The sequence below is a fragment of the Baekduia sp. genome, from assembly GCF_035318805.1.
Classification (GTDB): Bacteria; Actinomycetota; Thermoleophilia; order Solirubrobacterales; family Solirubrobacteraceae; genus Baekduia.
In genome coordinates, this window is the sequence record NZ_DATHDY010000113.1 from 1 (window position 1) to 23200 (window position 23200).

Below are 23200 nucleotides of genomic sequence, written 5' to 3' on the forward strand. Positions count from 1 at the left end.
GGGTCGCGCGGGGACGTTCGCCGGGAAATCCCGTTCGGCGGCGCCGATCCGGCAAGGACGCAGGACCGAAGGTGTGCCTCTGGCACATCGAGGTCCGAGGACACCGCCGGGCGGTGATCGCCGGACGGGATTTCCGGTGAACGTTCCCGCGTGGCCCACTAGGCTGCGGTCCTTGGCAGTCCCGCGCACCATCCTCTATACCGGCAAGGGCGGTGTCGGCAAGACGTCCGTCGCCGCCGCCACCGCGCGGCGCTGCGCCGCCGCCGGGCTGCGGACGGTCGTCCTCAGCACCGATCCCGCCCACAGCCTCTCCGACGCGCTCGAGCAGCCGCTGGGCGGCGAGCCCGTCGCGGCGGGCGACCTGCTGTGGGGCCAGGAGGTCAGCGCGCAGGACGAGATGGAACGCAACTGGGCCGGGGTGCAGGACTGGCTCGGCGAGCTGCTGATCGCCCGCGGCGTGGACCGCATCAGCGCCGAGGAGCTGACCGTGCCGCCCGGCATGGACGAGCTGTTCAGCCTGCTGGCGATCAAGCGCCACCACGAGTCCGGCGAGTTCGACGTGGTGATCGTCGACTGCGCGCCGACCGGCGAGACGCTGCGCCTGCTGTCGTTCCCGGACGTCGCACGCTGGTGGCTGGACAAGGTCTTCCCGCAGCAGGGCCGGATCCTCGACGCGGCCCGCCCGTTCGCCCGCGCCGTGCTGGACGTGTCGCTGCCGGGTAGGGAGGTCTTCGACGACGTCCAGCGCCTGGTGCGCAACCTCATCGCGATGAACGAGATCCTCCGCGACAACGAGCACGTCTCGGTGCGCCTGGTCATGACCCCTGACCGGATGGTCGTCGACGAGGCGCGGCGCACGTTCACCTACCTCAACCTGTACGGGTACCTGACCGACGCCGTGGTGGTCAACCGCGTCTTCGGCGCGGAGGTCGGCGAGTACTTCGGCGCCTGGCGCGAGCGCCAGCAGGAGCAGCTCGGCACGGTCCGCGACGCGTTCGCGCCCGTGCCCGTCCTGCAGGCGCCGTACTTCGACCAGGAGGTCGTCGGCGGCCCGATGCTCGACCGCCTCGGCGATGCGCTGTTCGACGAGGGCGGCGCCGAGCCGCACGCGTTCCTGCACCACGCGGTCTCCGAGCGTCTCGAGCTGCGCCGCGACGGCGCGACGCTGCGCCTCGACCTGCCGTTCGCCCAGCGCGGCGACCTGTCGCTCAAGCGCCTGGGCTCCGAGTTGATCGTCCGGGTGGACGGGCACAAGCGCACCATGCTGCTGCCGCCCGCGCTGGACGACTTCGCCCCGGCCGGCGCCGCCTTCGAGGACGGCGTGCTGGTCGTGACCTTCGAGCGCGCGCCCACGGAGGTCGCGACCGATGGACCCTGACCACCTCGACGAGCTGCGCGAGCGCCTGCGCCAGACCCAGCAGGCCGCCGCGCGGATCGCGGGACGCGTGCCGCCGCAGGGCTGGGCCTCGCCGCGCGAGACCGAGCACACCGCCGCGGAGATCCAGGCGGTCGTCGCGGTGCTCCATACGCTGCGCGACGTGGTGCCCGACGACCTCTGGGACCAGGTCCGCGAGATCGTCCGCCAGCTGCTGCTCCTGGTGCGCGCGATCCTCGACTTCGTAGTGGAGCGCCTGGCGGCGGATCGCCCGTCCGCCGAGCAGCGCGCCGGCGGACCGGACCTCCAGGACATCCCGATCGCCTGATGAACCGATCCTCCCGCGGGCCTACAATCGCCCCGATGGCGCAGGCATCGAGGCGGGCATGATCACGCGCGTGAGGCGGGCGTTCGGCGCGCTGGCGCCCGAGCAGCGGCTCGCCGGCGCCTGCGCGATCGGGCTGTTCGTCACGATGTTCCTGCCCTGGTACACCCGCGACACCACCGCGGTCGTCGGTGGGCGGCTGCAGACGGTGGGCAGCACGCTGATGGCCTGGAAGGCGTTCTCGTTCGTCGAGGCGGCGATCCTGCTCGTGGCGGTCGGCGTCCTGGCGCTGCTCTTCGCCCGCGGCGAGCGCAAGGCGTTCCACCTGCCCGGCGGCGACGGCCTGGTCATCCTCGCCGGCGGCACCTGGGTCGCGCTGCTGGTCTTCTACCGCCTGCTCGACAACAAGACCGGTGCGACGTCGGCGTTCCAGAAGGTCGACTACGGCGTCTCGTGGGGCATCTTCGTCACGCTGCTGTGCGGCGTCGCGCTGGCCTACGCCGGCCAGCGCCTGCGCCAGGCGCGCCTCAGCGAGCCGCCGCTGCCCGGCGAGGGGCCGACGGCCGTCGACCGCCGGCCGCGCCGCGAGACCCGCCGGCCGCGTCCGCCGACCGAGACGCCGCCGCCGGACATGGGCGGCGACCCGCCGACGGCCGCCACCTCGATCGCGCCGATGGGCCGCCCCGCCGCCCGCCCGGACATCGACGGCGGCACGCAGCTGAGCTTCGACGAGCAGGAGTAGGGAGCGCCGGACGACCGGGCGAGTACGGCGCGCCGCGGCCGGGAACGCTGATCCCATGCTCCTGCGCCGACGCCGTACCACCGACGCCGCCGACGATCCCGACGTGATCGTCGAGCACGGACCGTCCCTCGCCAAGGGCCCCGCCCTGATCGCGGGCTCGCTGCTCGTGGCCTTCGGGCTCGCGGGCCTGCTGAAGAACTCCGACTTCCCGCCGGTGTCCTCGAGCTTCCCGGACGGCACCGTCCAGGGCACGAACTTCCTCGGCTTCGAGGTCAACGGCTGGACCGACTTCTTCGCCATCACGGCGGGCGCGCTGCTGCTCTTCGGCGCCGCTCAGCACCACCTGGCCAAGTTCATGTCGTTGCTGGTCGGCCTGGCCCTCGCTGCGTGCGCGGTGATCGCGGTCATCGACGGTCAGGACGTCCTGGGCCTGGCCGCCGCCAACTTCTGGACCAAGGTCGGCTTCGCCGTCGCCGGCGGCGCGATGCTCGTCAACGCCCTGATGCCGCGCACCACGCGCCGCCGCCACGTCGGCCCGGCCGCGACCACCACGGCCGCCGCCGACGGCCGCGCGGTCGACCCCGACCGCGACGGCGCCTACGACGAGGGCGCGCCGACCACGGTGCACCGCCGCGGGCGCTTCGGGCGCCCGGGGCGCAACCGCGGCGCCGACCCGGTCGTCGACGAGGACCCGAACCGCACGACGGTCGCCCAGCCGCCTCCGCAGCAGCGACGCTAGAAGTTGATCGGCCCGCTGTCCTGGTAGGCCTGATGGGCCCCGAGGAAGAGCAGCGCCGTGGCGATGAACAGCACCGTGAGGCCGATCCCGACGATGCGGTAGTCGTGGAAGATGTGGCCCATCAGGGCCAGCACCACGCCGAAGACCATGAGCGCGTACACCGGCGTGGACGGGATGGCGCCGAGGATCAGCACGGGCGGGAGCCTAGGGCCTCGTAGACTTCGCCGCCCATGCCGGTCGAGCCGAACTCCGTCACCGACGTCCACGCGGGCCTGCGGGCCACCGGCTATCTGCCCGGTGAGTCCACCGCCCTGGTGGGCTACCTCGCCGCCAAGCTCGGCAAGCCGATCCTCGTCGAGGGTCCCGCCGGCGTCGGCAAGACCGAGCTCGCCAAGGCGCTGAGCAAGTACCTGGAGCGCCCGCTCGTGCGCCTGCAGTGCTACGAGGGGCTGGACGAGGCCAAGGCGCTGTACGAGTGGAACTACCGCAAGCAGCTGCTGCGCATCCAGGCCGAACGCCAGGGCACCGGCTGGGAGGAGGTCCAGGACGACATCTTCGGCGAGGAGTTCCTCCTCGAGCGCCCGCTCATGGCCGCGATCGCCTCGCCCGAGCCCGTCGTGCTGCTCATCGACGAGATCGACAAGACCGACCAGGAGTTCGAGGCGATGCTCCTCGAGGTCCTCTCCGACTTCCAGATCTCGATCCCCGAGCTGGGCACGGTGAAGGCCAAGTCGCACCCCATCGTGCTGTTGACCTCCAACAACACCCGCGAGCTGACCGAGGCGCTCAAGCGCCGCTGCCTCTACCTGTGGCTGGACTACCCGAACCTCGAGCACGAGCTCGAGATCGTCCGGCTGCACACGCCCGACCTGCCCGAGTCCGTCGGCCGCAAGCTCGTCGAGGTGGTCGCGATGGTCCGCGACCTCGACCTCAAGAAGCCGCCGAGCATCGCCGAGTCGATCGACTGGGCGCGCGCGCTGCTCCTGCTCGGCGCGCAGGACATCGACACCAAGATCTTCAACGAGACCATGTCGGTCATCGTCAAGCACCGCACCGACATCGACGTCGTCAGCGAGCGGGTCGGCGTCAAGCTGGGCGGCGGGCTGGGAGGCGCGGTCGGTGCCCCCACCGGCCCCTAAGCGCACCCGCTCCGCCGGGCTGCACGCGTCGGTCGCGCTCGACCGGCCGGGGATCGCCGGGCGCCTGCTGGAGTTCGGCGAGGAGCTGCGCGGCGAGGGCGTGGCGATCGGCACGAGCGAGCTCCTCGACGCCTTCCAGGTGCTCCAGCACGTGCCGTGGACCGACCAGCTCGACTTCCGCGAGGCGCTCGCCGCCACGCTGGCCAAGTCCCAGGACGACCGCCGCGTCTTCGAGCTGGTCTTCGACCGCTTCTTCTTCCGCGCCGCCGAGCTGGCGGCCATCGAGGAGGGCGTCCGCGAGGACGGCGGCATCTCCCCCGACGACGCCGGCCAGATCGACATGGAGGAGCTGCGCCGCCAGGTCGCCGCCGCCGTGCGCGACGGCAACCAGGCGATGATGCGCGACCTCGCCCGCCTGGCGATCGCCGCCTTCGGGCGCCAGGGCGAGGGCTCCGGCGTCATCGGCGTCGACGTGCAGCGCATCCGCCGCTCGCTGGCGCTGCGGACCGACCCGCAGCCCGACCTGCCGCCGGACGACCCCCGCGCCCACGGCCTGCCGCGCGAGGAGATCCGGCGCTTCGAGGCGATGCTGCGCCAGGAGCTCGAGCGCGGCCAGATCGAGCGCACCGAGCAGCTCGCGCCCGCCCGGCCGCTGAACGAGCTGGACCGCGCGCTGCCCTCCGGGCCGCTGCAGGACCTCGCCGCCGTGCACCGCGTCGTGGCGCAGCTCAAGCGGCGCCTGAAGACCCAGGGCAACGAGCAGCGCGGCCGCAAGCGCCATGCGGCGGTCGACATGCGCAAGACGATGCGCGCGTCGCTGGAGTTCGGCGGCGTGCCCGCCGTCATCAAGGAGAAGCCGGTCCGCCCGCGGCGCCCGGAGATCTACGTGCTGTGCGACGTCTCGACGTCGGTGACCAGCGCCTCGGTGTTCTTCCTCTCGGTGCTGCACGCGCTGCACGACTCGTTCCGCAAGATGCGGTCGTTCGTGTTCATCGAGCGCATCAGCGAGGTGACCGAGATCTTCGCCAAGGAGCGCGACTTCAAGGCCGTCTCGGAGGCGATCGCGCGCGACTCGGGCGTCGCGGACATCAGCGGCTACACCGACTACGGCCGCGTGTGGAACGAGTTCCGCGACCTCGTCGAGGACGACCTCCACCCGCGCGCCACCGTCATCGTCCTCGGCGACGCGCGCACCAACGGCCGCGACCCGCGGGCCGACGTCTTCGCCAAGATCTCGGCCAAGGCCGGGCGCACCTTCTGGCTGAACCCCGAGCCGCGCTTGTACTGGAACTACGGCGACTCGGTCATCTCGGCCTACGAGCAGTTCTGCGACGCCTACGAGTGCTGGACCACCCAGCAGCTCGAGGACTTCGTCAAGGCGCTCACGCGGCCGATCAACCGCTGACGCGGCTTCACACAGCGCGAGGTTGGGTACCGGTGCGCCATGAGGCACTCGCTCCCGGTGCACCGACGCGTGCTCGCCGCCTGCGCGGCGACCGCGCTGATCGTCCCCTCGTCGGCGTCGGCCGTCGAGGGGTCGCGCTACCACGACGGCGTCAGCGGCACGGCCGGCGTCATCGCCACCGAGTCACCGGCGGCGGCCCGGGCCGGGCGCGACGTGCTCGCGCGCGGCGCCAACGCGATCGACGCCGCGGCGACGACGGTCTTCGCGCTCGGCGTGGCGCGGCCGCAGTCGTGCGGGATCGGCGGCGGCGGGTTCATGGTGTACCGGTCGCCCGGCGGCAAGGTCCGCACTCTGGACTTCCGCGAGACCGCCGGCGCGGCGATGAAGCCCGACTCGCTGGTCGGCCCCGGGCTGCACAAGACCTTCACGGGCCACCTGACCGTCGGCGTGCCGGGGACGCTCGCCGGCATGAGCAGCGCCCTGCAGCGCTACGGCACGCTCTCGCTGCCCGTCGCGCTGCAGCCCGCCGAGCGCCTCGCGCGGATCGGCTTCCACGTCCCCACCTCGATGAGCGGCGCGATGGCGCGGCGCCAGAAGGACCTCGCGCTCTTCCCGGCCGCCGCGGCGCAGTACCTGAAGGACGGCGCGCCCTACGCGCCCGGCGACACGCTCCGGCAGCCCGAGCTGGCCGCCACGCTGCGGCGGCTCATGCGCGAGGGGCCGGGCGCGCTGTACGGCGGGACGCTCGCCCACCGCATCGTGCGCGACATGCGCGCGCCGCGCCCCGACACCAAGGACCCGGGGTTGCTCACGGTCAAGGACTTCTCCTCCTATAAGGCGGTCTGGCGGGCGCCCGTGCACACGACCTATCGCGGCCGCGACGTGTACGCCATGGGCCCGGCCAGCTCCGGCGGGCAGACGATGATCGAGATGTTGAACATCCTGGAGGGCTTCGACCTGCACGCTCTCGGGGAGACCTCGGCGCAGACCGTCACGGCCGTCTCCGAGGCGCAGAAGATCGCGTGGGCCGACCGCGGCGCGTACCTCGGCGACCCGGCGTTCGTGCGCATCCCGCTGAGCCAGATGCTGTCCAAGGACTACGCCGCGCAGCGGCGCGCGGAGATCGACCTCAACCGCGCGGCCACGTTCGCGCCGGGCGTCTTCCCCGCCGCGGCCACGGCCGCGGCCGCCCCGCGCGCCGCGGGCGAGGACTTCAACCCCGCCGGCTCCACGACGCACGTCTCGGTGATCGACGCCAAGGGCGGCGCCGTGGCCGTCACGTGCACGATCGAGCAGGAGTTCGGCAGCGCGGTCGTCGCGCCGGGGACGGGCTTCCTGCTCAACAACGAGCTGACCGACTTCTCCGGACCGGGCACGGCGAACGAGCCCGCCCCGGGCAAGCGGCCGCGCTCGTCGATCAACCCCACCATCATGGTCCAGGGCGGCAAGCCCGTCATCGTCGCCGGCGCGGCGGGCGGCTCGACCATCATCATGGGCCCGACGCTGGCGATCCTCGACACGGTGGACTTCGGGATGACGCTGCCCCAGGCCGTCGACGCCCAGCGCTTCGACGACCAGGGCTCCAACAAGCTGATCATCGAGGACGCGCGCTTCACGCCCGAGGTGCTCGCCCGGCTGAAGGCCGTCGGCTACACCCTCGACGCCCGCGGCGAGTACGCCGTGACGCCCCGCATGCAGCTCGCGGGCATGGCGCCGGCGGACCGGGTGTCGACCGCCGTCTCGGACTCCCGCAGCGACCGTGGCTCGCTGGCGGTGCCGGTCGCGCCGCCGCCGCGCTAGGCTCAGGACACGTAACACAGGGGGGCTCGTGGAAACGGGCTGAGATAGCGCCTCCGGATCCCGGCGCTGACCCTTCGAACCTGTGGGGTAATGCCCGCGGAGGGAGCGATGGCGACGAGGCTCGAGGCTCCGACTCAGAGGCCTCGCGACGTTGAAGGCGAAGTGCTGCTGGAGGGTGTGACCCGCCGGTTCGGCGACGTGGTGGCGCTGCAGGACGTGACGCTGCGTGCGGCGGCGCACGAGGTCGTGGCCGTGGTGGGCCCGAGCGGCAGCGGCAAGTCCACGCTCCTGGAGCTCGTCTGCGGGCTGCAGGCGCCCGACGCCGGGCGCGTCGTCGCCGGTCGCGCCGTGCTGATGCCCCAGCGCGACCTGCTGCTCCCGTGGCTCGACGCGCTCGACAACGCGGCGCTGCCGCTGCGCCTCGCCGGCCGGGGCAAGGCGCCCGCCCGCGACCGTGCCCACACGCTGCTGACCCAGCTCGGCCTCGACGGCTTCGAGCGCGCCCGCACGTGGGAGCTGTCCGGCGGCATGCGCCAGCGCGTCGCGGTCGCCCGCACGCTGCTGGCCGGCGCCCCGGTCCTCTGCCTCGACGAGCCCTTCGGCGCGCTGGACGCGATCACCCGCGCCGACGCGCAGGGCTGGCTGGCCGGGGTCCTGGCGCGCGAGCCGCGCACCGTCCTGCTCGTCACCCACGACGTCGAGGAGGCCGTGCTGATGGCCGACCGCGTCGTCGTGCTCTCGCCCCGGCCGGGCCGGATCGTCGTTGACGTCGCGGTGGCGCTGCCGCGCCCGCGCAGCGCGACCGACCCCGCGGTCGCCGCCCTGCGCGCCCGCGCCCTCGGGGCGCTGCGCAGCGCGATGGAGGGCGGCGCCTGATGCTGGCCGCGCTGCTCGTGCTCCTGCTGCTCGGCGGCTGGGAGGCCTACGCCCGCCTCGGCGGCATCGACGAGTTCATCCTGCCGGCGCCGACCCAGGTCGCCCAGGCGCTGTGGGACGATCGCGGCCTTTTGTGGGACAACCTGCTCGTCACCGGGCAGGAGGTCGTTCTGGGGCTCGCGCTGGCGCTGCTGGCCGGCGCGGCGCTCGCGATCGCGCTGCACGCCTACCGGCCGCTGCGCCGCGCGATCTACCCGCTGCTCGTCGGCACGCAGGCGATCCCGATCGTCACGATCGCGCCGCTGCTGGCCGCGTGGTTCGGCTACGGGCTGCTGCCCAAGCTCGTGATCGTCGCGCTCGTGTGCTTCTTCCCGATCGTGGTGACGACGCTCGACGGGCTCGCCGCGATCGACCCCGACCAGCACAAGCTTCTCCGCACGCTCGGCGCCTCGCGGGCGCAGACCTTCCGGTGGGTCGAGGCGCCCGCCGCGCTGCCGGCCGCGCTGTCGGGGGCCAAGATCGCCGTGGCCGTCGGCGGCATCGCCGCCGTCTTCGCCGAGTACGCCGGTTCCGAGAACGGGCTCGGCCACCTCCTGCTGCAGTCCATCCCCCAGCTGGAGACCGCGCGCGCCTGGGCCGCGGTCGTGGTGCTGGCCGCCCTCGCCGTCTTCTGCTTCTCCCTGCTCGCCCTCGCCGAGCGCCATCTGGCGCCATGGGCTCACCGACGAAAGGACCTCGACGCATGACCCTCCGCCCCGTGCGCGGCCGCCCCGTGGCGGTCGCCGTCGCCGCCCTGCTCTCCGCCCTCGCGCTGTCGGCGTGCGGCGCGAAGAAGGACACGACGACGACGGCCGGCCCGATCCAGCACGTCGACCTCGTCCTGGACTACCTGCCCAACGCCGACCACGCGCCGATCTACGCCGCGCAGGCGATGGGCGCGTTCAAGGCCGCCGGGCTGGACGTCCGCATCCGGGTGCCGTCGGATCCGGCGTCGCCGCTGAAGCTCGTCGCCGCCGGCAAGGCCGAAGTCGCGATCTCCTACGAGCCCGAGGTGCTGCTGGCGCGCGACAAGGGGCTGCACGTGGCGTCGATCGGGGCGCTGGTGCAGAAGCCGCTGACGTCGATCATGTCGCTCAACGGCAAGGTCAAGACGCCGGCCGACCTGAAGGACAAGACCGTCGGCACCGCGGGCATCCCGTACCAGTCGGCCTACCTGAAGACGATCGCCAAGAAGGCCGGCGTCGACCCGAGCGGCGTCCACGAGATCAACGTGGGGTTCAACCTGATCCAGTCGATGCTGTCCAAGAAGGTCGACGCCACGCTCGGCGCGTTCTGGAACGTCGAGGGCGTGCAGCTGCGCCGGCAGGACAAGAAGCCGACGATCATCCACATGGAGGACACGGGCGTCCCCACCTACCAGGAGCTCGTGTTCGTCGCCAACAACGACCGGCTGCAGCAGAAGGGCGTCGGCGACGTCATGCGCCGCTTCCTGCAGGCCGTCGCCCGCGGCGCCAAGGCGGTCAAGGCCGACCCCAACGCCGGCGTCGACCCGCTCGTCAAGGCCAACCCCGACCTCGACCGCGCCCTCCAGCTCGACCAGGTCAAGGCGACGCTGCCCGTCTTCTTCCCCGACAACACCACCTTCCCGTGGGGCTACCAGAACGCCGACGAGTGGAAGGCCTACGGGCAGTGGATGCTCGACAACGGGCTGATCAGCCGGTTGCCGACGCCGACGTCGCTCACGAACGAGTTCCTGCCGGGGCGGGGGATCTAGGGGCGGCGCCGCGGTAGGTGGCGTCCCGCCCGGACGCCGGTCGTGCCGCGGGGCGTGGCACGGGGCAATGACGACGGAGGTCCGACCGGGCGCCGGCGCCCGGGGGCTGCCGTGGGCGTCGGGGGCGATCGTTCGGGCCGAAATGATCGCCCGCGGGGGATCCGGGTCGATTCGTGATGGATTATCCACCACGAATCGACCCGGACCCCCGCGCGGGCACGATTCGCGCCCGAACGACCCCGCGCCCCCGGCGCCCGCGGCAGACCGACGGCGCCGGGGCCCGCCTCGAACCTCCGTCGTCATTGCCGACAGACCACGCCGCGCACCCCGACCAGCGCCCGAGCGGGACGCCACGACAAACGCGCCGCAAAGCCTCAAGCCGCCGCCGCGAACCTCAACGCCGCCCCGCCCCCACCTGTCGCCTTCCCACCCAGCGCGTGCGCCCCCGCCAGCCCGCTCCACCCGTCGTACGGCGCGAAGAACGCCCGCACCTCGTCCTCGGTCGCGCGGCCGTACGGGTCGCCGCCGCGCAGGATCCGGCCAACGAGCTTGATGTAGGCCAAGTCTCCGGCGGGCAGCTGGTCGTGGCGGCCCTGGCCGTGGGAGGCCAGCACCTCGATCGTCCACGATCCGATCCCCGGGATCTTCCGGAGGCGGGCCCAGGCGCGCTCGTGGTCGGCGGCGTCGAGGTCGACGCGGCCGGCGGCGACCTCGCGCGCCGCCTTGACCAGGGCGAGCGACCGGCCCGCCGACAGGTCGAAGGACTGCAACAGCGCCGGCGCCACGCCGCCGAGCGTCGCGGCCGACGGCAGGTCGTGCAGCACCGTCGCGCCGTCCCAGCCCGGCGCGCGGCGGCCCAGCCGGTAGACGATGCGGCGCTCGATCGCCGCGGCGCGCTCGTACTCGATCAGCTGCTCGCAGACCGCCCACGCCAGCGCCTCGAACGGCTCGGTCCGGCGGGTCAGGCGCAGGTGCGGCCGCGAGCGGACCGACGGCCCGATCAGCGGGTCGTCGCGGAAGCGCTCGTAGAACGGGCGCAGGTCGTCGTCGACGCCGAGCGCGAAGCGCATCCGCGCCACGGCCTCCTCGGCGACGTCGGCGCGCTCGGCGCGTGCGCCGATCACCACGCGCTGCGCCGCCGGCTGCGCGGCCCGCACCGCGGCCGGCGCGCCGTCGACGTGCACGACCCGCTCGAGGACCCCGCCGCGGCGGCGGGTGACGCCGTCCATCCCGCCGGAGCCCGGCAGGCGGAACGGCCACACCGGCCGGATCTCGCGGCGCACCTCGATCATCGAGCGCGGCAGCCTACGCCGCAGTGCAGACGCCGGCGTGTCCGCACCAGGACGACGCGGAGCCGTCAGTTGCGGTTCAGCAGATGGATGTCCACCAGGAACGACCGCGACGCCCGGACCTCGCCCAGCGCCTTGCGGTCCTTGCGCCGGGCGCGAACCGCCTTCTTGGCGCGACGGCGACGCACGACCGCGACGGTCGCGGCGCCGGCGGCGAAGCCGGTCACGGCCACGGCGGCGGCCTGCACGGCCACGGGCCCGGCGGCCACCAGGGCGCCCGTCCGCGACATCAGGGGCGCGGGCGCCGGCACCTCCCGCGGCGGGGTGCCCTCGGGCACCGGCAGCGCATCCACGACCTCGGCCTCGTCGGCGCCGGTCTCGATGTCCTCGTCGACGGGTTCCGTCATGCGCGACCTAGGATGGCGCATCGCGCGGCCGAGCGCGATGTTGGCGGGGTCAGCGGGCGCCGGACGGGTCGCGCGGGCCCGGCTGCCGTCCGACGGCGCGGTTGCCCTGCTCGGCCGGCGCCGTGCCGAACACGCGATCCCAGTACGGCGCGCTGATGCCGAACCCGCGCTCGTCGTCCTGGAAGTGATGGCGCATGTGCAGCTCCCGCAGCCGGTGGCCGAGGGCCGTGCGCGGCGTGTGGTGGTGCACGTGGTAGTGGATCATGTCGTAGGCGAGGTAGCCCACGAGGAACCCGCCGCCGAAGCAGAGCGCGGCGTCGTAGCCCAGCACGCCCCAGAACGCCGCCAGCACGAACGCGCCGAGCGGCACGCTGACCGACGGCGGCATGACCAGCCGCAGCGGGTCGTTGGGGTGGTCGTGGTGGACGCCGTGGATCATCCAATGCAGGCGCATGCCCAGCTGGCTGTTGTACGGCTCGAAGTGGAAGACCACGCGGTGCAGCCAGTACTCGAACAGCGTCCAGAAGACGTAGCCGGCGGCCACGAGCAGCAGGCCCTCGAGCGCCCCGACGCGGCCGAAGCCGGTGACGAGCAGCACCGTGATGACGGGCGCGAACAGCAGCGGAGGCACCGTCGGGTGGACCCGCGTGAACCGGTCCAGCAACCGACTCTCGAACATCGGCGGGGATGCTTGAAGATCGTCGGACCGTGCCATTAGGCCAACCTTACCGCGCGCCGAAGGCTGATTGCGCGCGCACCTACCGATCAGGTGCCCGTCAGCTCCCTGCCGTACACCCGGTACCGCTTTACAACCCGGCCGTTCATGGCCTCCATACCCCGGTTCATGGCCCGGTTGGTCTCCAGGATCCACCCCATCTCGCCGCCCTTGATGCGCGGATGGCGGGCCGAGGTGTCGAAGTGCTCCACGTACAGCGCGGCCGCCGCGCCCGTGTGCTGGAACTTGGGCTTGACGCCCAGGAAGCCGACCCGGACGCGCGTGATCGACCGCGACTTGCGCAGGTACCGCCACCACCCCACCGGGAACAGGCGCCCGTTCATCGTCTTCAGCACCTGGTTGATGTCCGGGATGGTGATGGCCATCGCGACGGGCTCGTCGCCGACCTCGGCGATCATGAACCAGTCCTTGTCGTAGACCAGTTGCAGCTCGAGCGCGTACTGGTCCAGGTCGCCCTCGTCGTAGGGCACGAACCCGAAGTTCCGGCGCCACGCGCGGTTGTAGATCTCGCCGAACACGTCGAGGTCGGCGCGCAGGCGCCGGCGCGACATGCGCCGGATCGTCACGCCGTGCTTCTCGCGCGCTTCGGCGGCGAGCTCAGGCAGGATGGGGAGCATCTGCTCGCGGTCGGAGATCTCCAGCGACCACATCAGCAGGTCGACGACCTTGTCGAGGCCGGCGCCCTCGCAGAGCGCCTGGTAGTACGGCGGGTGCCACGGCTGGCGGACCATCGGCGCGAGGTCGTGGCCCTCGATGACGATGCCGCTCTCGTCGTTCATCGCGAAGTCGGCCGGACCGGTCATCTGGTCCATGCCGCGCGCGGTCAGCCACGCGGCCGCCGCGTCGACCAAGGCGCGCGCCGCCTCCAGGTCGTCCTCGCACTCGAAGAAGCCGAACCAGCCGCGGCGCTCGTCGTGATGGCGGTTGTAGGCGTGGTCGACGTGGGCGCTGATGCGCCCGACGACGCGCCCGTCGCGCCGCGCGAGCATGAGCTCGTAGTCCATGCGCTTGGCGTAGGGCCCGAGCCGGCGGTCGAGGAAGATCCGGCGCTCCAGCCGGGCCGGCGGCACCCACGGCGTGCCGGCGTGCAGGCGGAACGGAAGATCGATGAACGCGCCCACGTCGCGGAACGAACGAGCGGGGCGTACGTCGAGCGGCATGGCGCGCCACCCTACCGAGCGAGCCGCCCTATACGCTGCTCGCGTGACGGCTCGAGCGCAGGTTGACGTCTTCGACAAGGCCCGGAACCACGAGCGCCTGGAGATCCTCCGCGCGGCCCGCGAGGCCGACATGGTGCCGTACTTCCGGGTCATGGAGAGCCCGGCCCGGCCGGTCGTCGAGATGGAGGGCGCCGCGCGGATCATGCTCGGCGGCAACAACTACCTGGGGCTGACCGAGGACGAGCGGGTGATCCAGGGCGCGCGCGACGCGCTGGAGACGTACGGCACGGGCCTGACCGGCTCGCGCCTGCTCAACGGCACGACGCGCCAGCACCTCGAGCTCGAGGCCGAGATCGCCGAGTGGATGGGCGCCGAGGACGCCATCGTCTTCACGACCGGCCACCAGGCCAACGTCGGCACGCTCGGCACGCTGCTCGGCCCCGGCGACACCGTCGTCGTCGACTCCGGCGACCACGCGTCGATCCTCGACGGCTGCCTGCTGTCGAAGGCCAAGCTGCGGCCGTTCCGCCACAACAAGCTCGACAAGCTCGAGAAGATGCTCGACCGGGCCACCGGCGACGGCGGCGGCGTCCTCGTCGTCGTGGACGGCGTGTTCTCGATGGAGGGCGACATCGCGCCGCTGCCGGAGATCGTCGCGCTGTGCGAGCGCTACGGCGCCCGCCTGATGGTCGACGAGGCCCACGGCGCCGGCGTCCTGGGCGCGCGCGGAGCGGGCACCTCGGAGCTGCACGGCGTCGAGGATCGCGTGGACCTGCGCATGGGCACGTTCTCGAAGTCGCTGGCCTCCTGCGGCGGCTTCGTCGCCGGCCGCGCCGACATCATCGAGTTCCTGCGCTTCCAGTCGCGGGCGTTCCTGTTCACCGCCTCGGCGGTCCCGGCCGCCACGGGCGCCGCGCTGGCCGCCCTGCGCGTCGTGCGCACCGAGGAGGGGCGCGCGCTGCTGCGGCGCGTCCTCGACAACGCGCGCTACTTCCGCGACGGTCTCGAGCAACGCGGCTTCGCGGTCGTCTCCCCGCAGGTGCTGCCCGACGGCACCGACGTCGTGACGCCGATCATCCCCGTGCTGATCGGCGACGACTGGCAGGCCGGCCTCATGTGGAAGGGCCTGTTCGACGCGGGCGTCTTCGTCAACACCGCCCTGCACCCTGCGGTGCCCCCGGGCGGCGCGCTGCTGCGCACGAGCGTCATGGCGACGCACGACCGCCCCACGCTCGACCGCGCGCTGGAGGCGTTCAGCACCGTCAAGGCCGCGTTCGAGGCCGAGCACGGGCCGCTGCCCGGACCGGGCGAGCACGGTCGCCGCCGGGCCTCCTGACCGCTCGGGTTCAAGCCCTTTTCCGTAGCACGTTCGGCGGTCCTGCGGCGCCCGGTTTCGGCTGCCTGTCCGACTCGAACACGAGCGTGTTCTAGACAGAAGAAAAAAGGCGCTATGAGCGAATGTTGCCCTCGTTCACACCTTGATCAGGACTGCCGGCCTGGCATACGTTCGAGACGCGTTCGATGCGGACGCCGCGGGGATTGGATGTCCCGGATCGAGGAGCGGGGATCGCGTGAGGAGACGCCCGCTCGCCGTTTCGGGGCACGTGGTCAGCTCCGAGGCGTACCGGTCGTCGACGCGTCAGCACGCAAGCAACTACGAGTGCCGTCTCATGCTGAGGATGAGGCGGCGGGAGGACAGATGAACGCAGCAGCGACGATCGCCCCTGCGCCACAGCATTTGCGCGCTTTGGCCCGAGCGAACGAGGTCCGCCTCGCACGCGCGGAGCTCAAGCGCCAAATCGCCGAGGGGGAGATCAGCGCCGCGCACGTCGTCCTCGAATGCCCATGGGAGGCCGCCTCGATGACGGTCTCCGACCTCCTGACGAGCCAGCGCCGCTGGGGCACCACCCGGTGCCGCAAGCTCCTGCAGTCGGTCCCGATGTCCGAGAACAAGACGGTGGGATCGATGACCGAGCGTCAGCGTCAAGCGCTCAGCGGCCTGTTGGAGGGCTTTCCGGGCTGAGAGTCGGTCCACCTCCCCACCAGCAACGGCTGGTGGCGGGGGCCGGGCTCTTCGAGGACTCGCGCAGCCCGCGGCGGGCGCCCCACCGGGGCGCTCGCCGCGCGCGGCCTTCTCGCCGCGCGCCCCGGGCTACGCCGTGGCGATCTCGAGCAGGTGACCGTCGGGATCGCGGAAGTAGATGCTGGCGAAGCGCCCGCGCTCGAAGACCTCCGAGCACGGCACCCCTCGCGCCCGCAGGTAGTCGCGCCACGCGACCTGCTCGTCGGCCGAGCCGACCTGGAACGCGAAGTGGTGCACGCCCCCACGACCCTCGCGGGCCTCGTCCATGGACGGGTACTCCATGAACGACACGAGCGTCCCCGGCGTCCCCTCGGCGTCGCCGAACCAGAAGTGCCGCGCGCCCGGGTCGTCGCGGTTGTCGCCCTGCTCGGTGAGGGCCAGGCCCAGAACGTCGCGGTAGAAGGCCGTGGTGCGATCGAGGTCGGCGACGATCGCCGTCACGTGATGCAGCCCGCGCAGCTGCATGCGCCGCGCCTCGCCGGCCGGCTCCTGCGACGACGGGGTTGGCGCGGACTCGAAGGGCGGCGGGACGTCGGTCACGCGCGGAACCCTACGCCGCCGCTGCGACGCATGAACGCCCGGCGGAAGCCCATAAGGGCGAGGACGAAGGCGATGACGCCCACGGCGAGCACAAGGGCCTGCGGGACGGGCAGGAGCCACACCGGGATCGCGGCGACGATCGCGCAGATGCCGGCCAGCAGCGACGAGTGCGAGCGGTACCCGGCGAAGTGCTCGCGCACCGACAGCTCACCCGCCGCGAGCGTCACGAGCACGAACCCGCCGCCGAGCAGCACGCTGCGGCGGTCCCCACCGGTGACGAACCCCAACCCGAGCATGACGATCGACAGCAGGATGACCAGCTCGGTCAGCGGGAACGGCGCCCACGGCGGCTGCGGCGCGTCCTCCCGCCGCGACTTGTAGGTCGCCGTCCGCGGCGCCGCCGGCGGCGGGGCCGGCGCGGCCTCCTGCGCCGGCGGCGGCGCGTCGGTGCTGCTGGAGCGCTTGCGGCTGCGACGGCCCATGGACGGGCGATCCTAGATGGTCCTGCGGCTCCGGCCTCACGCCGGGGCGGCTGAGGGGCAGCCCGAGGAGACCTTCACGTGCCACCAGCCCATGAGCATCCCGATGACGCCCAAGCGGGGACGCACGTGGTAGGCGCCGCACGAGCGCTCGCCCAGGTCGGCGGCGGGCAGGCGGACCCACTTGTGGCGGGCCGGCTCGCGGAGCATCTCCTCGAGCAGCGCGCGGCTGCGGGCCTCGTGCCCGGCGCGCTCGCCGACGGCCACGCGGGCGACGCGGACGCGCTCGGCCAGGTCGTCGCGGACCCGCTCGAGGTCCCCGAGGCCCAGCAGGCGCGGACCACGGACCGGCGGGTCGGCGTCGGGCACGGCGACGTGCGGGAACGCGGCCAGGATCGCCTCGCCGAGCTCGCGCTCGAGCCGGGCGATCTGCGCGCGCAGGGTGCGGCGGGCGGCGCGCTCGTCGGTCGCGAAGCGCTGCGCGCGCGCGACGGACGGTGCGGGTTTCTCGCTGCTCAGCTGATCGATCAGCACCACGGCAGTCCTCCTTGACGCCAGGATACCCACACCGGGCCGCGGCGCGGCACCCCTAGCAGCGTGGGTCCCTAACCCGCCGCGGGTTTCGCCCCCTGGGCGAAGACCCGCAAGGCAACCTGGCCCTCTGGGCCAGTGTTGCCCTAGTCGCCGTCGGCCGACAGTGCCGAGGCCGCCAGCCAGAGCGCCTCCTCGACGTGGACCTCCGGCACGCCCGGCACCTGGATCGCGACCAGGCGCGTCCGCGCCGTCTCGCGGCCGGGCGCGTACCGCTCCGAGAGGCGCCCGAACAGCACGGCCACCGGGCCGCCGCGGTCGGCCAGGACGAGGCGCCCGGGCGGCACGTCGTGGGCGTGCTCGCCCACCTGCAGGGTCTCCCCCGCACGGGCCCCGCGCAGCGTCAGCTCGCCGTCCAGCCGCGCGTCGTCGAGGGCGAGCACCGCGACGCCCGTCTCGATGATCGCGAGCGCCAGCGCGTCGGCGACGCGCTCGCCGGAGCAGACGTCGCCGGTGACCAGCCGCGCCACGGCCGCCTGCTCGGCCGGCGTGCGGTCGACGTCCGGGTCGAGCCCGACCTGGCGGAAGAACACGCGGTAGGCCCGCGGCACCGGCCGCGTGCGCAGCGCGATCGCCTGCGGCCCGCGGAAGCGCCGGTTGACCTCGTCGAGCCGGCGGCGCAGCGCCGGCGGCGTCGGGCCTGCCGCGCCGCCCTCGACGGCCGTCCAGCGCAGGCGCAGGCCCGGGAACTCGCCGGCCAGCTGCTGGTCGACGGCACCGTCGGCGGGCGGCTGCTCCAGGTTCATCGCGTGGCGAGCCTACGCGCCTTGGCGGCCAGTGCGGGGCCCCGCAGCTCGCCGAACGTGGTCTCGACCACGCGGCCGCCCTGTCGCGCGAACGTCAGCTGCGGGCAGACCTGCACGTGGAACGCGTTGGCCAGCGCGCCGTCGCGGTCGTAGCCGACGTCGAACCGCCACCCGTGGCGGCGGATGAGCGAGCGGACGGCGTCGCGGTCGCCGCGGATCGCGATCGCCGCGAACTGCACCCCCGGCGTCTGCGCCCGCACGCGCTCCATGACGTCGAGCTGGTCGACGCACTCCTTGCCGCGCGTGGCGAAGAACGCGAGCACGAGCGGCCCGCGATCGCGCAGCACGCACCCGTTGAGCACGTCGGGACGGCGCACCGAGCAGGCGGGCCGGTTGCCGGCCGCGCCCTCCCCCGCGCGCCGGGCGAGGTTCGCGTCGCCGTCGAGCGCCGACAGCGCGCGCGGGACCGCGAACGGCGGGATCGCGTCGCCCGCCGGGATGCCGCGCGCGCCGCGCTCGGTCCCGTGCTGGACCGTCGCGACGACCAGGACGAGCACGAGCACGAGCGCCGCCGCGCCCACGACCCAGAGGTAGCGCGCGCCGCCGGGCGGCGCGGGCGGCCGGCGGCGCGGCGCGCGTGGCGCGCCCGGGGCGCGACGCGGTGCCGGCGCACCGTCGTCCCCCGGCCCCGCGTCGAAATCCAGGGGGCCCGGCTCGCTGCCTCCGCTCATGCGACGGGCGCCGGCGCGGGCCGGCGACGGCGCCGCGGCCGGGGCAGCCGCGGCCGCGGCAGCCGGACCCGCACGTCGCCGGCGCGCCACCGCTCGCCGAGCACGAGCGCCGACGGCAGCACCAGCAGCACGCCGAGCAGCGACACGGTGAGGTCGACGACCGTCACCGCGCCGAAGTCGCGCAGCATGCGGATGTCGCTCAGCGCCAGGACCGCGAAGCCGGCGATCGCCGTCACGCCCGAGGCGAGCACCGCCGCGCCGGTCGAGCGGTAGGTGCGCTCCAGCGCCGCGGCCGGGTCAAGGCCGCCCAGCCGCTCGGCGCGGTAGCGCTCGGCCAGCAGCACGCTGAACTCGGTCGAGATCGCGATGACCAGCGCGCCGAGCGTGACCGACATGGGGTTCAACGGGATCCGGATGACGAAGAGCACGAGCGCCGACCAGCCGGTCGCAAGCGCGATCGGCACCAGCGGCACGAGCGCGCGGTGCCACGAGCGGAACGCGGCGAGCAGCACGAGGCCGACCGCCAGCAGGCCCGCGAGGAGCGTCGCCAGGCGCCGCCAGGGCGAGGACACCGCGGCGTTGGCGTCGGCCGCCAGCACCGGCAGGCCCGCCAGCTGCGCCTCGACGCCCTCCGGCGGATGGAGGTCGGCGCGCATCCGGTCCAGCACCTCCTTCTGGCGGTCCAGCGGCATGAGGCGGATCCCGAAGGCCATCGTCGCGGTCGTGCGGTCGGCGGTGATCACGCCCTGGGAGAAGTACGCGGGGACGACGTCGAGCAGCTCGTCGACCTGGGCCTGGGTCTTGATCCCGCCCTTGCCGTCGCCGAAGAGGTCGGGCAGCGAGAACGCCGGGCACAGCTCGGCCTTGCCGCAGCCGCGCTTCTCGCTGTAGCCGAAGTGCTTCAACAAGCCGGCCTGGTAGCTGCTCATCCAGTTCAGGACCGCCGGATCGGTGAGCTTGTCGCTGTGGACGAGCACGTCGATCTGGCCGCCGACGCTGGTGGAGCGCTGCAGCGCCTGCAGGTCGCTCAGCGCCTGCAGGTTCTGGGGCACGAGCTTGGTGACGTCGGACTCCACGCGCGTCTGCGTGTCGGCGGCCCAGCCCACGACCGCGATCGCCAGCCCGGCGAGCAGCACGCGTCCCGGACGGCGAGCCGCCGCGCCCAGCGCGAACCCGCGCACGGCCCGGCCGCGCCCGGCGACGGCGCGCGACGCGCGGTTCTCGCGCAGCAGCTCGCCGGCCCCGCGTGCGGCGGGCGCGAGCATGGCGCCGGCGGCGGCCAGCGGTCGCGGCACCCCGCGGCCACCGGTGAGCCCGACCAGCGCCGCGGTCCCGAGCGTGACCGCGGTCACGAGCCCGACCCCGATGCCCAGCACCAGCAGCAGGCCGAAGCCGCGGACCATCGGGACCGGCGACAGCGCCAGCACCAGGAAGCCCGCCGCCGTGGCCGTCGCCGCGACCGCCACCGTCGGCGCGCCCGTGCGCGCGACGTGGCCCACGGCCGCGACCATCTCCGCGCGGGACGCCTGGGGCCCGGCGCGCTCCTCGATGCGCGCGTGCAGCTGGATGGCGTAGTCGACCGCGAGGCCGATCAGCACCGGGACGACGCCCACCGAGGCCATCGTCAGCGACGCGCCGAGCAGCGAGAGCGTCCCGAACGTGATCGCCACCGCCGCCAGCGCCACGACCAGCGGCAGCAGCCGCCGGCGCGCCGGGAAGACGAGCGCGAGCACCAGCGCCATGACGATCAGCGACGCGATCAGCAGCAGCACGATGGCGTCGGTGACGCTCGTCGTCAGGTCGGTGAGCACGACCGGCGCACCCGTGACGACGTACTGCCCGCCGTTGACCAGGCGGAAGTCGGCCATCCGCGTCGCCGCACGGACCTGCGCGATCGCGTCCTTGCGCGCCGCATCCGACAGCCCGGGCTTCAAGCGGACCTGCACGAGCGCGCTGTTGGCGTTGGGGAACAGATAGGCGAAGCGCCCCTTCGGCGTGCCGGCCTTCTTCCCCGCCGCGAAGACGAGCTGCGACACGAAGCCGGGGTCGTTGACCTGCGGCGCCTTGAGGATCCCGTACTTCAGCGCGAGCTGGAACGCGTCCTTGAGGCTCTGCACCATGGCCAGGTCCTTGACCTGCTGGGCCACCTTGCGCGCCCGGGCCTTGGTGTACTTCTTGGCGATCGCCAGCTTGTAGGCCGCGTCGTACTGGCTCTGCGCGTCGCCCTGGATCTTCTTGAGCTGCGCGTCGTACTGGTCGCCGATCTGCAGCACCGACTCGTTGATGAACGTGCCGGGGCCGAAGACGACCTTCGCGGGCTTGGTCGCCGCTAGGCGCCCGCACGGGCCGTCGCGCCCGCCGGGGATCTTGGCCTTGGCCGGCGGGTTGCCGCCGAGGCAGCCCTCCAGCGCGATCAGGCGCTCCAGGTCGGAGGTCAGCACCAGCTTGGTGACCGGCCCGCGCACGAGGACGTAGACCGCGTCCTCGCCGAAGAGCTGGTGCTCGCGCTCGGTCGCCTGCCAGGACTCGCTGGAGCGCCCGACCAGCGTGTCGCTGGCCGTGGTCGGCGACAGGCGCAGCGCCAGCGCGGCACCCGCCAGCGCGAGCACCGTGATCAGGAGGCCCACCGCCAGCGGGCGGCGGGCGGCCGTGCCCATGGCGGCGGCCAGGATGCGCGGCGGCCGGCCCATCAGAGCGATGAGGGTACCGGCGCGCCCGGAGCGGTGCGCCGGGAGTCCATCGGGCCTACGGCTGGGGGGCTCCCGCCTCCGCGCCCTTGACCGACGCCTTCAGCTGCGGGAACTGCGTGAGCGTGCCGCCGAGGTTGAACCGCGGCTGCTGCTTGCAGGGCGGCGCCACGACGTTGCCGCTGTTGAGCGCGAACTTCAGGATGCCGTCGCGCAGCGTGTCGGTCAGGACGCCGTCGACGGCCGGTCCGAGCGCCGGCGTCAGCGTCTGCCCGGTGCACTGGCGCGTCTCGTACGACGCGAGGCCGTCCTTGAGGCTCAGGCTGTCGCCCGGGAACGGGTACGGGTTGGTCCGGTTGCTCGTCACGCGCTTCGGATACTGCGCGAGCATCTCGGGGTTCAGCGGGTTGGACGTGCGCAGGTAGTGCGCGGGCTCGGTGGAGCCGGCGACCGAGGAGGTCGCCTGCGTCGCCGCGGCCGAGTTGGCGAAGAACGCCGTCAGCTCGTTCTTGTAGAGGCCCGCGCCGTCGAGGATCGGGTTGAGCTGCCGGAGCGGACCGTCGAAGTTCGCCAGCAGCGGGTGCAGCTGGTCCAGGAACTCCTGGGTCGCCGGCAGGCCCTTCTTGGAGGCGTTGACCAGCGGGGTGAGGTCCTCGAACAGCGCCCTGAGGTCCGGGGCCAGCGCCGAGAGCTGCACGAGCGTCGGGCTGAGCTCCTTGGCGGCGGGCCGCAGGTCGGTGACGACGGGGTTGGCGTTGGCCGCGAACTTCGAGAGGCGGGTCAGCGTGGTGCTCGACTCCTTCTCGAAGGTCGGCAGCGCCTTGAAGGTGGCCTGCAGCTCGGCGCTGCGCTGCGCGGTCGTCGCGAACACCCGGTTGGAGTTCGTGATGAGGCTCGCGAGCTGGCCGTCGCGCTCCGACAGCGCGTCGAAGACCACGCCGGTGTTACGCACCAGCTGGCGCACGCCGGCCTTCTGGGAGTTGAGGATCCGCAGGACCTTCTCGGTGTCCTGCGCGAACGGCGCGAGGTTGCCGAGCGCGTCGTTGAGGTCCTGGCCACGGCCGTCGAGCGACTGCGCCTGCGTCTGGATCCAGGTCTGGAACGCCTCGCGCGTCCGCGGGTCGAACGCGCGCAGGATCTCGTCGAGCTCGACGGTGTCGGCCACCTGCCCGGTGGCCAGGCGACCGTTGTCGGCGACCTTGGGGCCGGTCGGCGAGCCGGGGGTCAGCTCGACGTAGGTCTCGCCGAGCAGCGTCTTCTGGCGCAGGATCGCCTTGGCGTCGGCGGGCAGCGGCGCGTACTCGGGCTTGAGCTCGATCGTCGCGTCCGAGCGGCCGGTCTGCTTGTTGGTCTGGATGTCCTTGACCTTGCCGACCGGCACGCCGGAGATGCGGACGTCGGCCTCGTGGGCGAGCTGCGTCGCCTCGCCGAAGGAGACCTTGACGCGGTAGCCCTGCGGCTTGAGCGGCGTCGGACCGCCGAAGGCCAGCCAGAGGAACAGCAGCAGGCCGAAGCACGACAGCGCGAAGCCGACCATCACGAGGATCTTGCCGAGGCTGGGAACCTGCTTGTTCAT

Annotated in this window: 24 protein-coding genes; 12 read left to right on the top strand and 12 right to left on the bottom strand. The window is 73.2% G+C overall.

Going from position 1 to position 23200, the window contains the following annotated elements; all coding sequences use genetic code 11:
* Positions 1–172: 172 nt before the first annotated feature.
* The 4 genes from VK501_RS22950 (at position 173) to VK501_RS22965 (ending at position 3181) form a co-directional block, all read left to right on the top strand.
* On the top strand, positions 173–1378 hold the full coding sequence (locus VK501_RS22950; RefSeq protein ID WP_324341613.1) for an ArsA family ATPase: 1206 nt from the start codon (positions 173–175) through the stop codon (positions 1376–1378).
* Positions 1368–1703 (top strand): hypothetical protein, encoded by a 336-nt coding sequence (locus VK501_RS22955; RefSeq protein WP_324341615.1) that lies wholly within the window; start codon positions 1368–1370, stop codon positions 1701–1703. Before VK501_RS22950 ends, VK501_RS22955 begins: the two co-directional genes overlap by 11 nt.
* A 70-nt stretch (positions 1704–1773) precedes the next feature.
* Positions 1774–2442, top strand: coding sequence for a hypothetical protein (locus VK501_RS22960; protein WP_324341617.1), 669 nt, complete (start codon positions 1774–1776; stop codon positions 2440–2442).
* 55 nt (positions 2443–2497) lie between these two features.
* Positions 2498–3181: a DUF4383 domain-containing protein gene (locus tag VK501_RS22965; RefSeq protein ID WP_324341619.1), complete on the top strand. Its 684-nt coding sequence runs from the start codon at positions 2498–2500 to the stop codon at positions 3179–3181.
* Here VK501_RS22965 and VK501_RS22970 read toward each other — a convergent pair.
* Positions 3178–3375 (bottom strand): hypothetical protein, encoded by a 198-nt coding sequence (locus VK501_RS22970; RefSeq protein WP_324341620.1) that lies wholly within the window; start codon positions 3373–3375, stop codon positions 3178–3180. The genes VK501_RS22965 and VK501_RS22970 overlap by 4 nt on opposite strands.
* 36 nt (positions 3376–3411) lie before the next feature.
* On the opposite strand from VK501_RS22970, the gene VK501_RS22975 reads away from it, so the two are divergent.
* From VK501_RS22975 to VK501_RS23000, 6 genes are all read left to right on the top strand, one after another.
* Positions 3412–4320, top strand: a complete 909-nt coding sequence (locus VK501_RS22975; protein ID WP_324341622.1) for a MoxR family ATPase — start codon at positions 3412–3414, stop codon at positions 4318–4320.
* The gene (locus VK501_RS22980; RefSeq protein WP_324341624.1) at positions 4301–5725 is read left to right on the top strand and encodes a VWA domain-containing protein; all 1425 of its coding nucleotides are present in this window, start codon (positions 4301–4303) and stop codon (positions 5723–5725) included. Before VK501_RS22975 ends, VK501_RS22980 begins: the two co-directional genes overlap by 20 nt.
* A 39-nt stretch (positions 5726–5764) precedes the next feature.
* Complete coding sequence (gene ggt, locus VK501_RS22985; protein WP_324341626.1) at positions 5765–7525, top strand: gamma-glutamyltransferase; 1761 nt, start codon at positions 5765–5767, stop codon at positions 7523–7525.
* 177 nt (positions 7526–7702) lie between these two features.
* Positions 7703–8401, top strand: a complete 699-nt coding sequence (locus VK501_RS22990; RefSeq protein WP_324341628.1) for an ABC transporter ATP-binding protein — start codon at positions 7703–7705, stop codon at positions 8399–8401.
* Entirely contained in the window at positions 8401–9147 is a 747-nt protein-coding gene (locus VK501_RS22995) for an ABC transporter permease (RefSeq protein ID WP_324341629.1), read from the top strand. The genes VK501_RS22990 and VK501_RS22995 overlap by 1 nt, the downstream gene beginning before the upstream one ends.
* A complete protein-coding gene (locus VK501_RS23000; protein WP_324341631.1) occupies positions 9144–10175 on the top strand; it encodes an ABC transporter substrate-binding protein in 1032 nt (343 codons plus the stop codon). Before VK501_RS22995 ends, VK501_RS23000 begins: the two co-directional genes overlap by 4 nt.
* A 374-nt stretch (positions 10176–10549) precedes the next feature.
* Here the strand turns inward: VK501_RS23000 and VK501_RS23005 are convergent, their stop codons facing one another.
* The 4 genes from VK501_RS23005 to VK501_RS23020 all read right to left on the bottom strand — a co-directional run bounded on the left by VK501_RS23005 (position 10550) and on the right by VK501_RS23020 (position 13767).
* Positions 10550–11467 (bottom strand): DNA-3-methyladenine glycosylase 2, encoded by a 918-nt coding sequence (locus VK501_RS23005; protein ID WP_324341632.1) that lies wholly within the window; start codon positions 11465–11467, stop codon positions 10550–10552.
* A 65-nt stretch (positions 11468–11532) separates the two neighbouring features.
* Complete coding sequence (locus tag VK501_RS23010; RefSeq protein ID WP_324341634.1) at positions 11533–11871, bottom strand: hypothetical protein; 339 nt, start codon at positions 11869–11871, stop codon at positions 11533–11535.
* A 49-nt stretch (positions 11872–11920) separates the two neighbouring features.
* Positions 11921–12550: a sterol desaturase family protein gene (locus VK501_RS23015; protein WP_324341636.1), complete on the bottom strand. Its 630-nt coding sequence runs from the start codon at positions 12548–12550 to the stop codon at positions 11921–11923.
* A gap of 86 nt (positions 12551–12636) precedes the next feature.
* A complete protein-coding gene (locus VK501_RS23020) occupies positions 12637–13767 on the bottom strand; it encodes a hypothetical protein (protein WP_324341638.1) in 1131 nt (376 codons plus the stop codon).
* A gap of 43 nt (positions 13768–13810) precedes the next feature.
* On the opposite strand from VK501_RS23020, the gene VK501_RS23025 reads away from it, so the two are divergent.
* Positions 13811–15103, top strand: a complete 1293-nt coding sequence (locus VK501_RS23025) for an aminotransferase class I/II-fold pyridoxal phosphate-dependent enzyme (RefSeq protein ID WP_324341640.1) — start codon at positions 13811–13813, stop codon at positions 15101–15103.
* A gap of 411 nt (positions 15104–15514) precedes the next feature.
* Positions 15515–15790 (top strand): hypothetical protein, encoded by a 276-nt coding sequence (locus tag VK501_RS23030; RefSeq protein ID WP_324341642.1) that lies wholly within the window; start codon positions 15515–15517, stop codon positions 15788–15790.
* 129 nt (positions 15791–15919) lie between these two features.
* Here VK501_RS23030 and VK501_RS23035 read toward each other — a convergent pair whose 3' ends face one another.
* The 7 genes from VK501_RS23035 to VK501_RS23065 all read right to left on the bottom strand — a co-directional run bounded on the left by VK501_RS23035 (position 15920) and on the right by VK501_RS23065 (position 23200).
* Complete coding sequence (locus VK501_RS23035; RefSeq protein ID WP_324341645.1) at positions 15920–16390, bottom strand: VOC family protein; 471 nt, start codon at positions 16388–16390, stop codon at positions 15920–15922.
* Positions 16387–16872 carry a hypothetical protein gene (locus tag VK501_RS23040; protein ID WP_324341647.1) on the bottom strand — a complete coding sequence of 162 codons (486 nt, stop codon included), beginning with the start codon at positions 16870–16872 and terminating at the stop codon, positions 16387–16389. Before VK501_RS23040 ends, VK501_RS23035 begins: the two co-directional genes overlap by 4 nt.
* Before the next feature lie 36 nt (positions 16873–16908).
* Positions 16909–17403, bottom strand: a complete 495-nt coding sequence (locus tag VK501_RS23045) for a hypothetical protein (RefSeq protein ID WP_324341649.1) — start codon at positions 17401–17403, stop codon at positions 16909–16911.
* A 143-nt stretch (positions 17404–17546) separates the two neighbouring features.
* The gene (locus VK501_RS23050; protein WP_324341651.1) at positions 17547–18206 is read right to left on the bottom strand and encodes a hypothetical protein; all 660 of its coding nucleotides are present in this window, start codon (positions 18204–18206) and stop codon (positions 17547–17549) included.
* Positions 18203–18937, bottom strand: a complete 735-nt coding sequence (locus VK501_RS23055; protein WP_324341652.1) for a TlpA disulfide reductase family protein — start codon at positions 18935–18937, stop codon at positions 18203–18205. Before VK501_RS23055 ends, VK501_RS23050 begins: the two co-directional genes overlap by 4 nt.
* The gene (locus VK501_RS23060; RefSeq protein WP_324341653.1) at positions 18934–21627 is read right to left on the bottom strand and encodes an efflux RND transporter permease subunit; all 2694 of its coding nucleotides are present in this window, start codon (positions 21625–21627) and stop codon (positions 18934–18936) included. The genes VK501_RS23055 and VK501_RS23060 overlap by 4 nt, the downstream gene beginning before the upstream one ends.
* A gap of 55 nt (positions 21628–21682) precedes the next feature.
* Positions 21683–23200, bottom strand: a complete 1518-nt coding sequence (locus VK501_RS23065; protein ID WP_324341655.1) for an MlaD family protein — start codon at positions 23198–23200, stop codon at positions 21683–21685.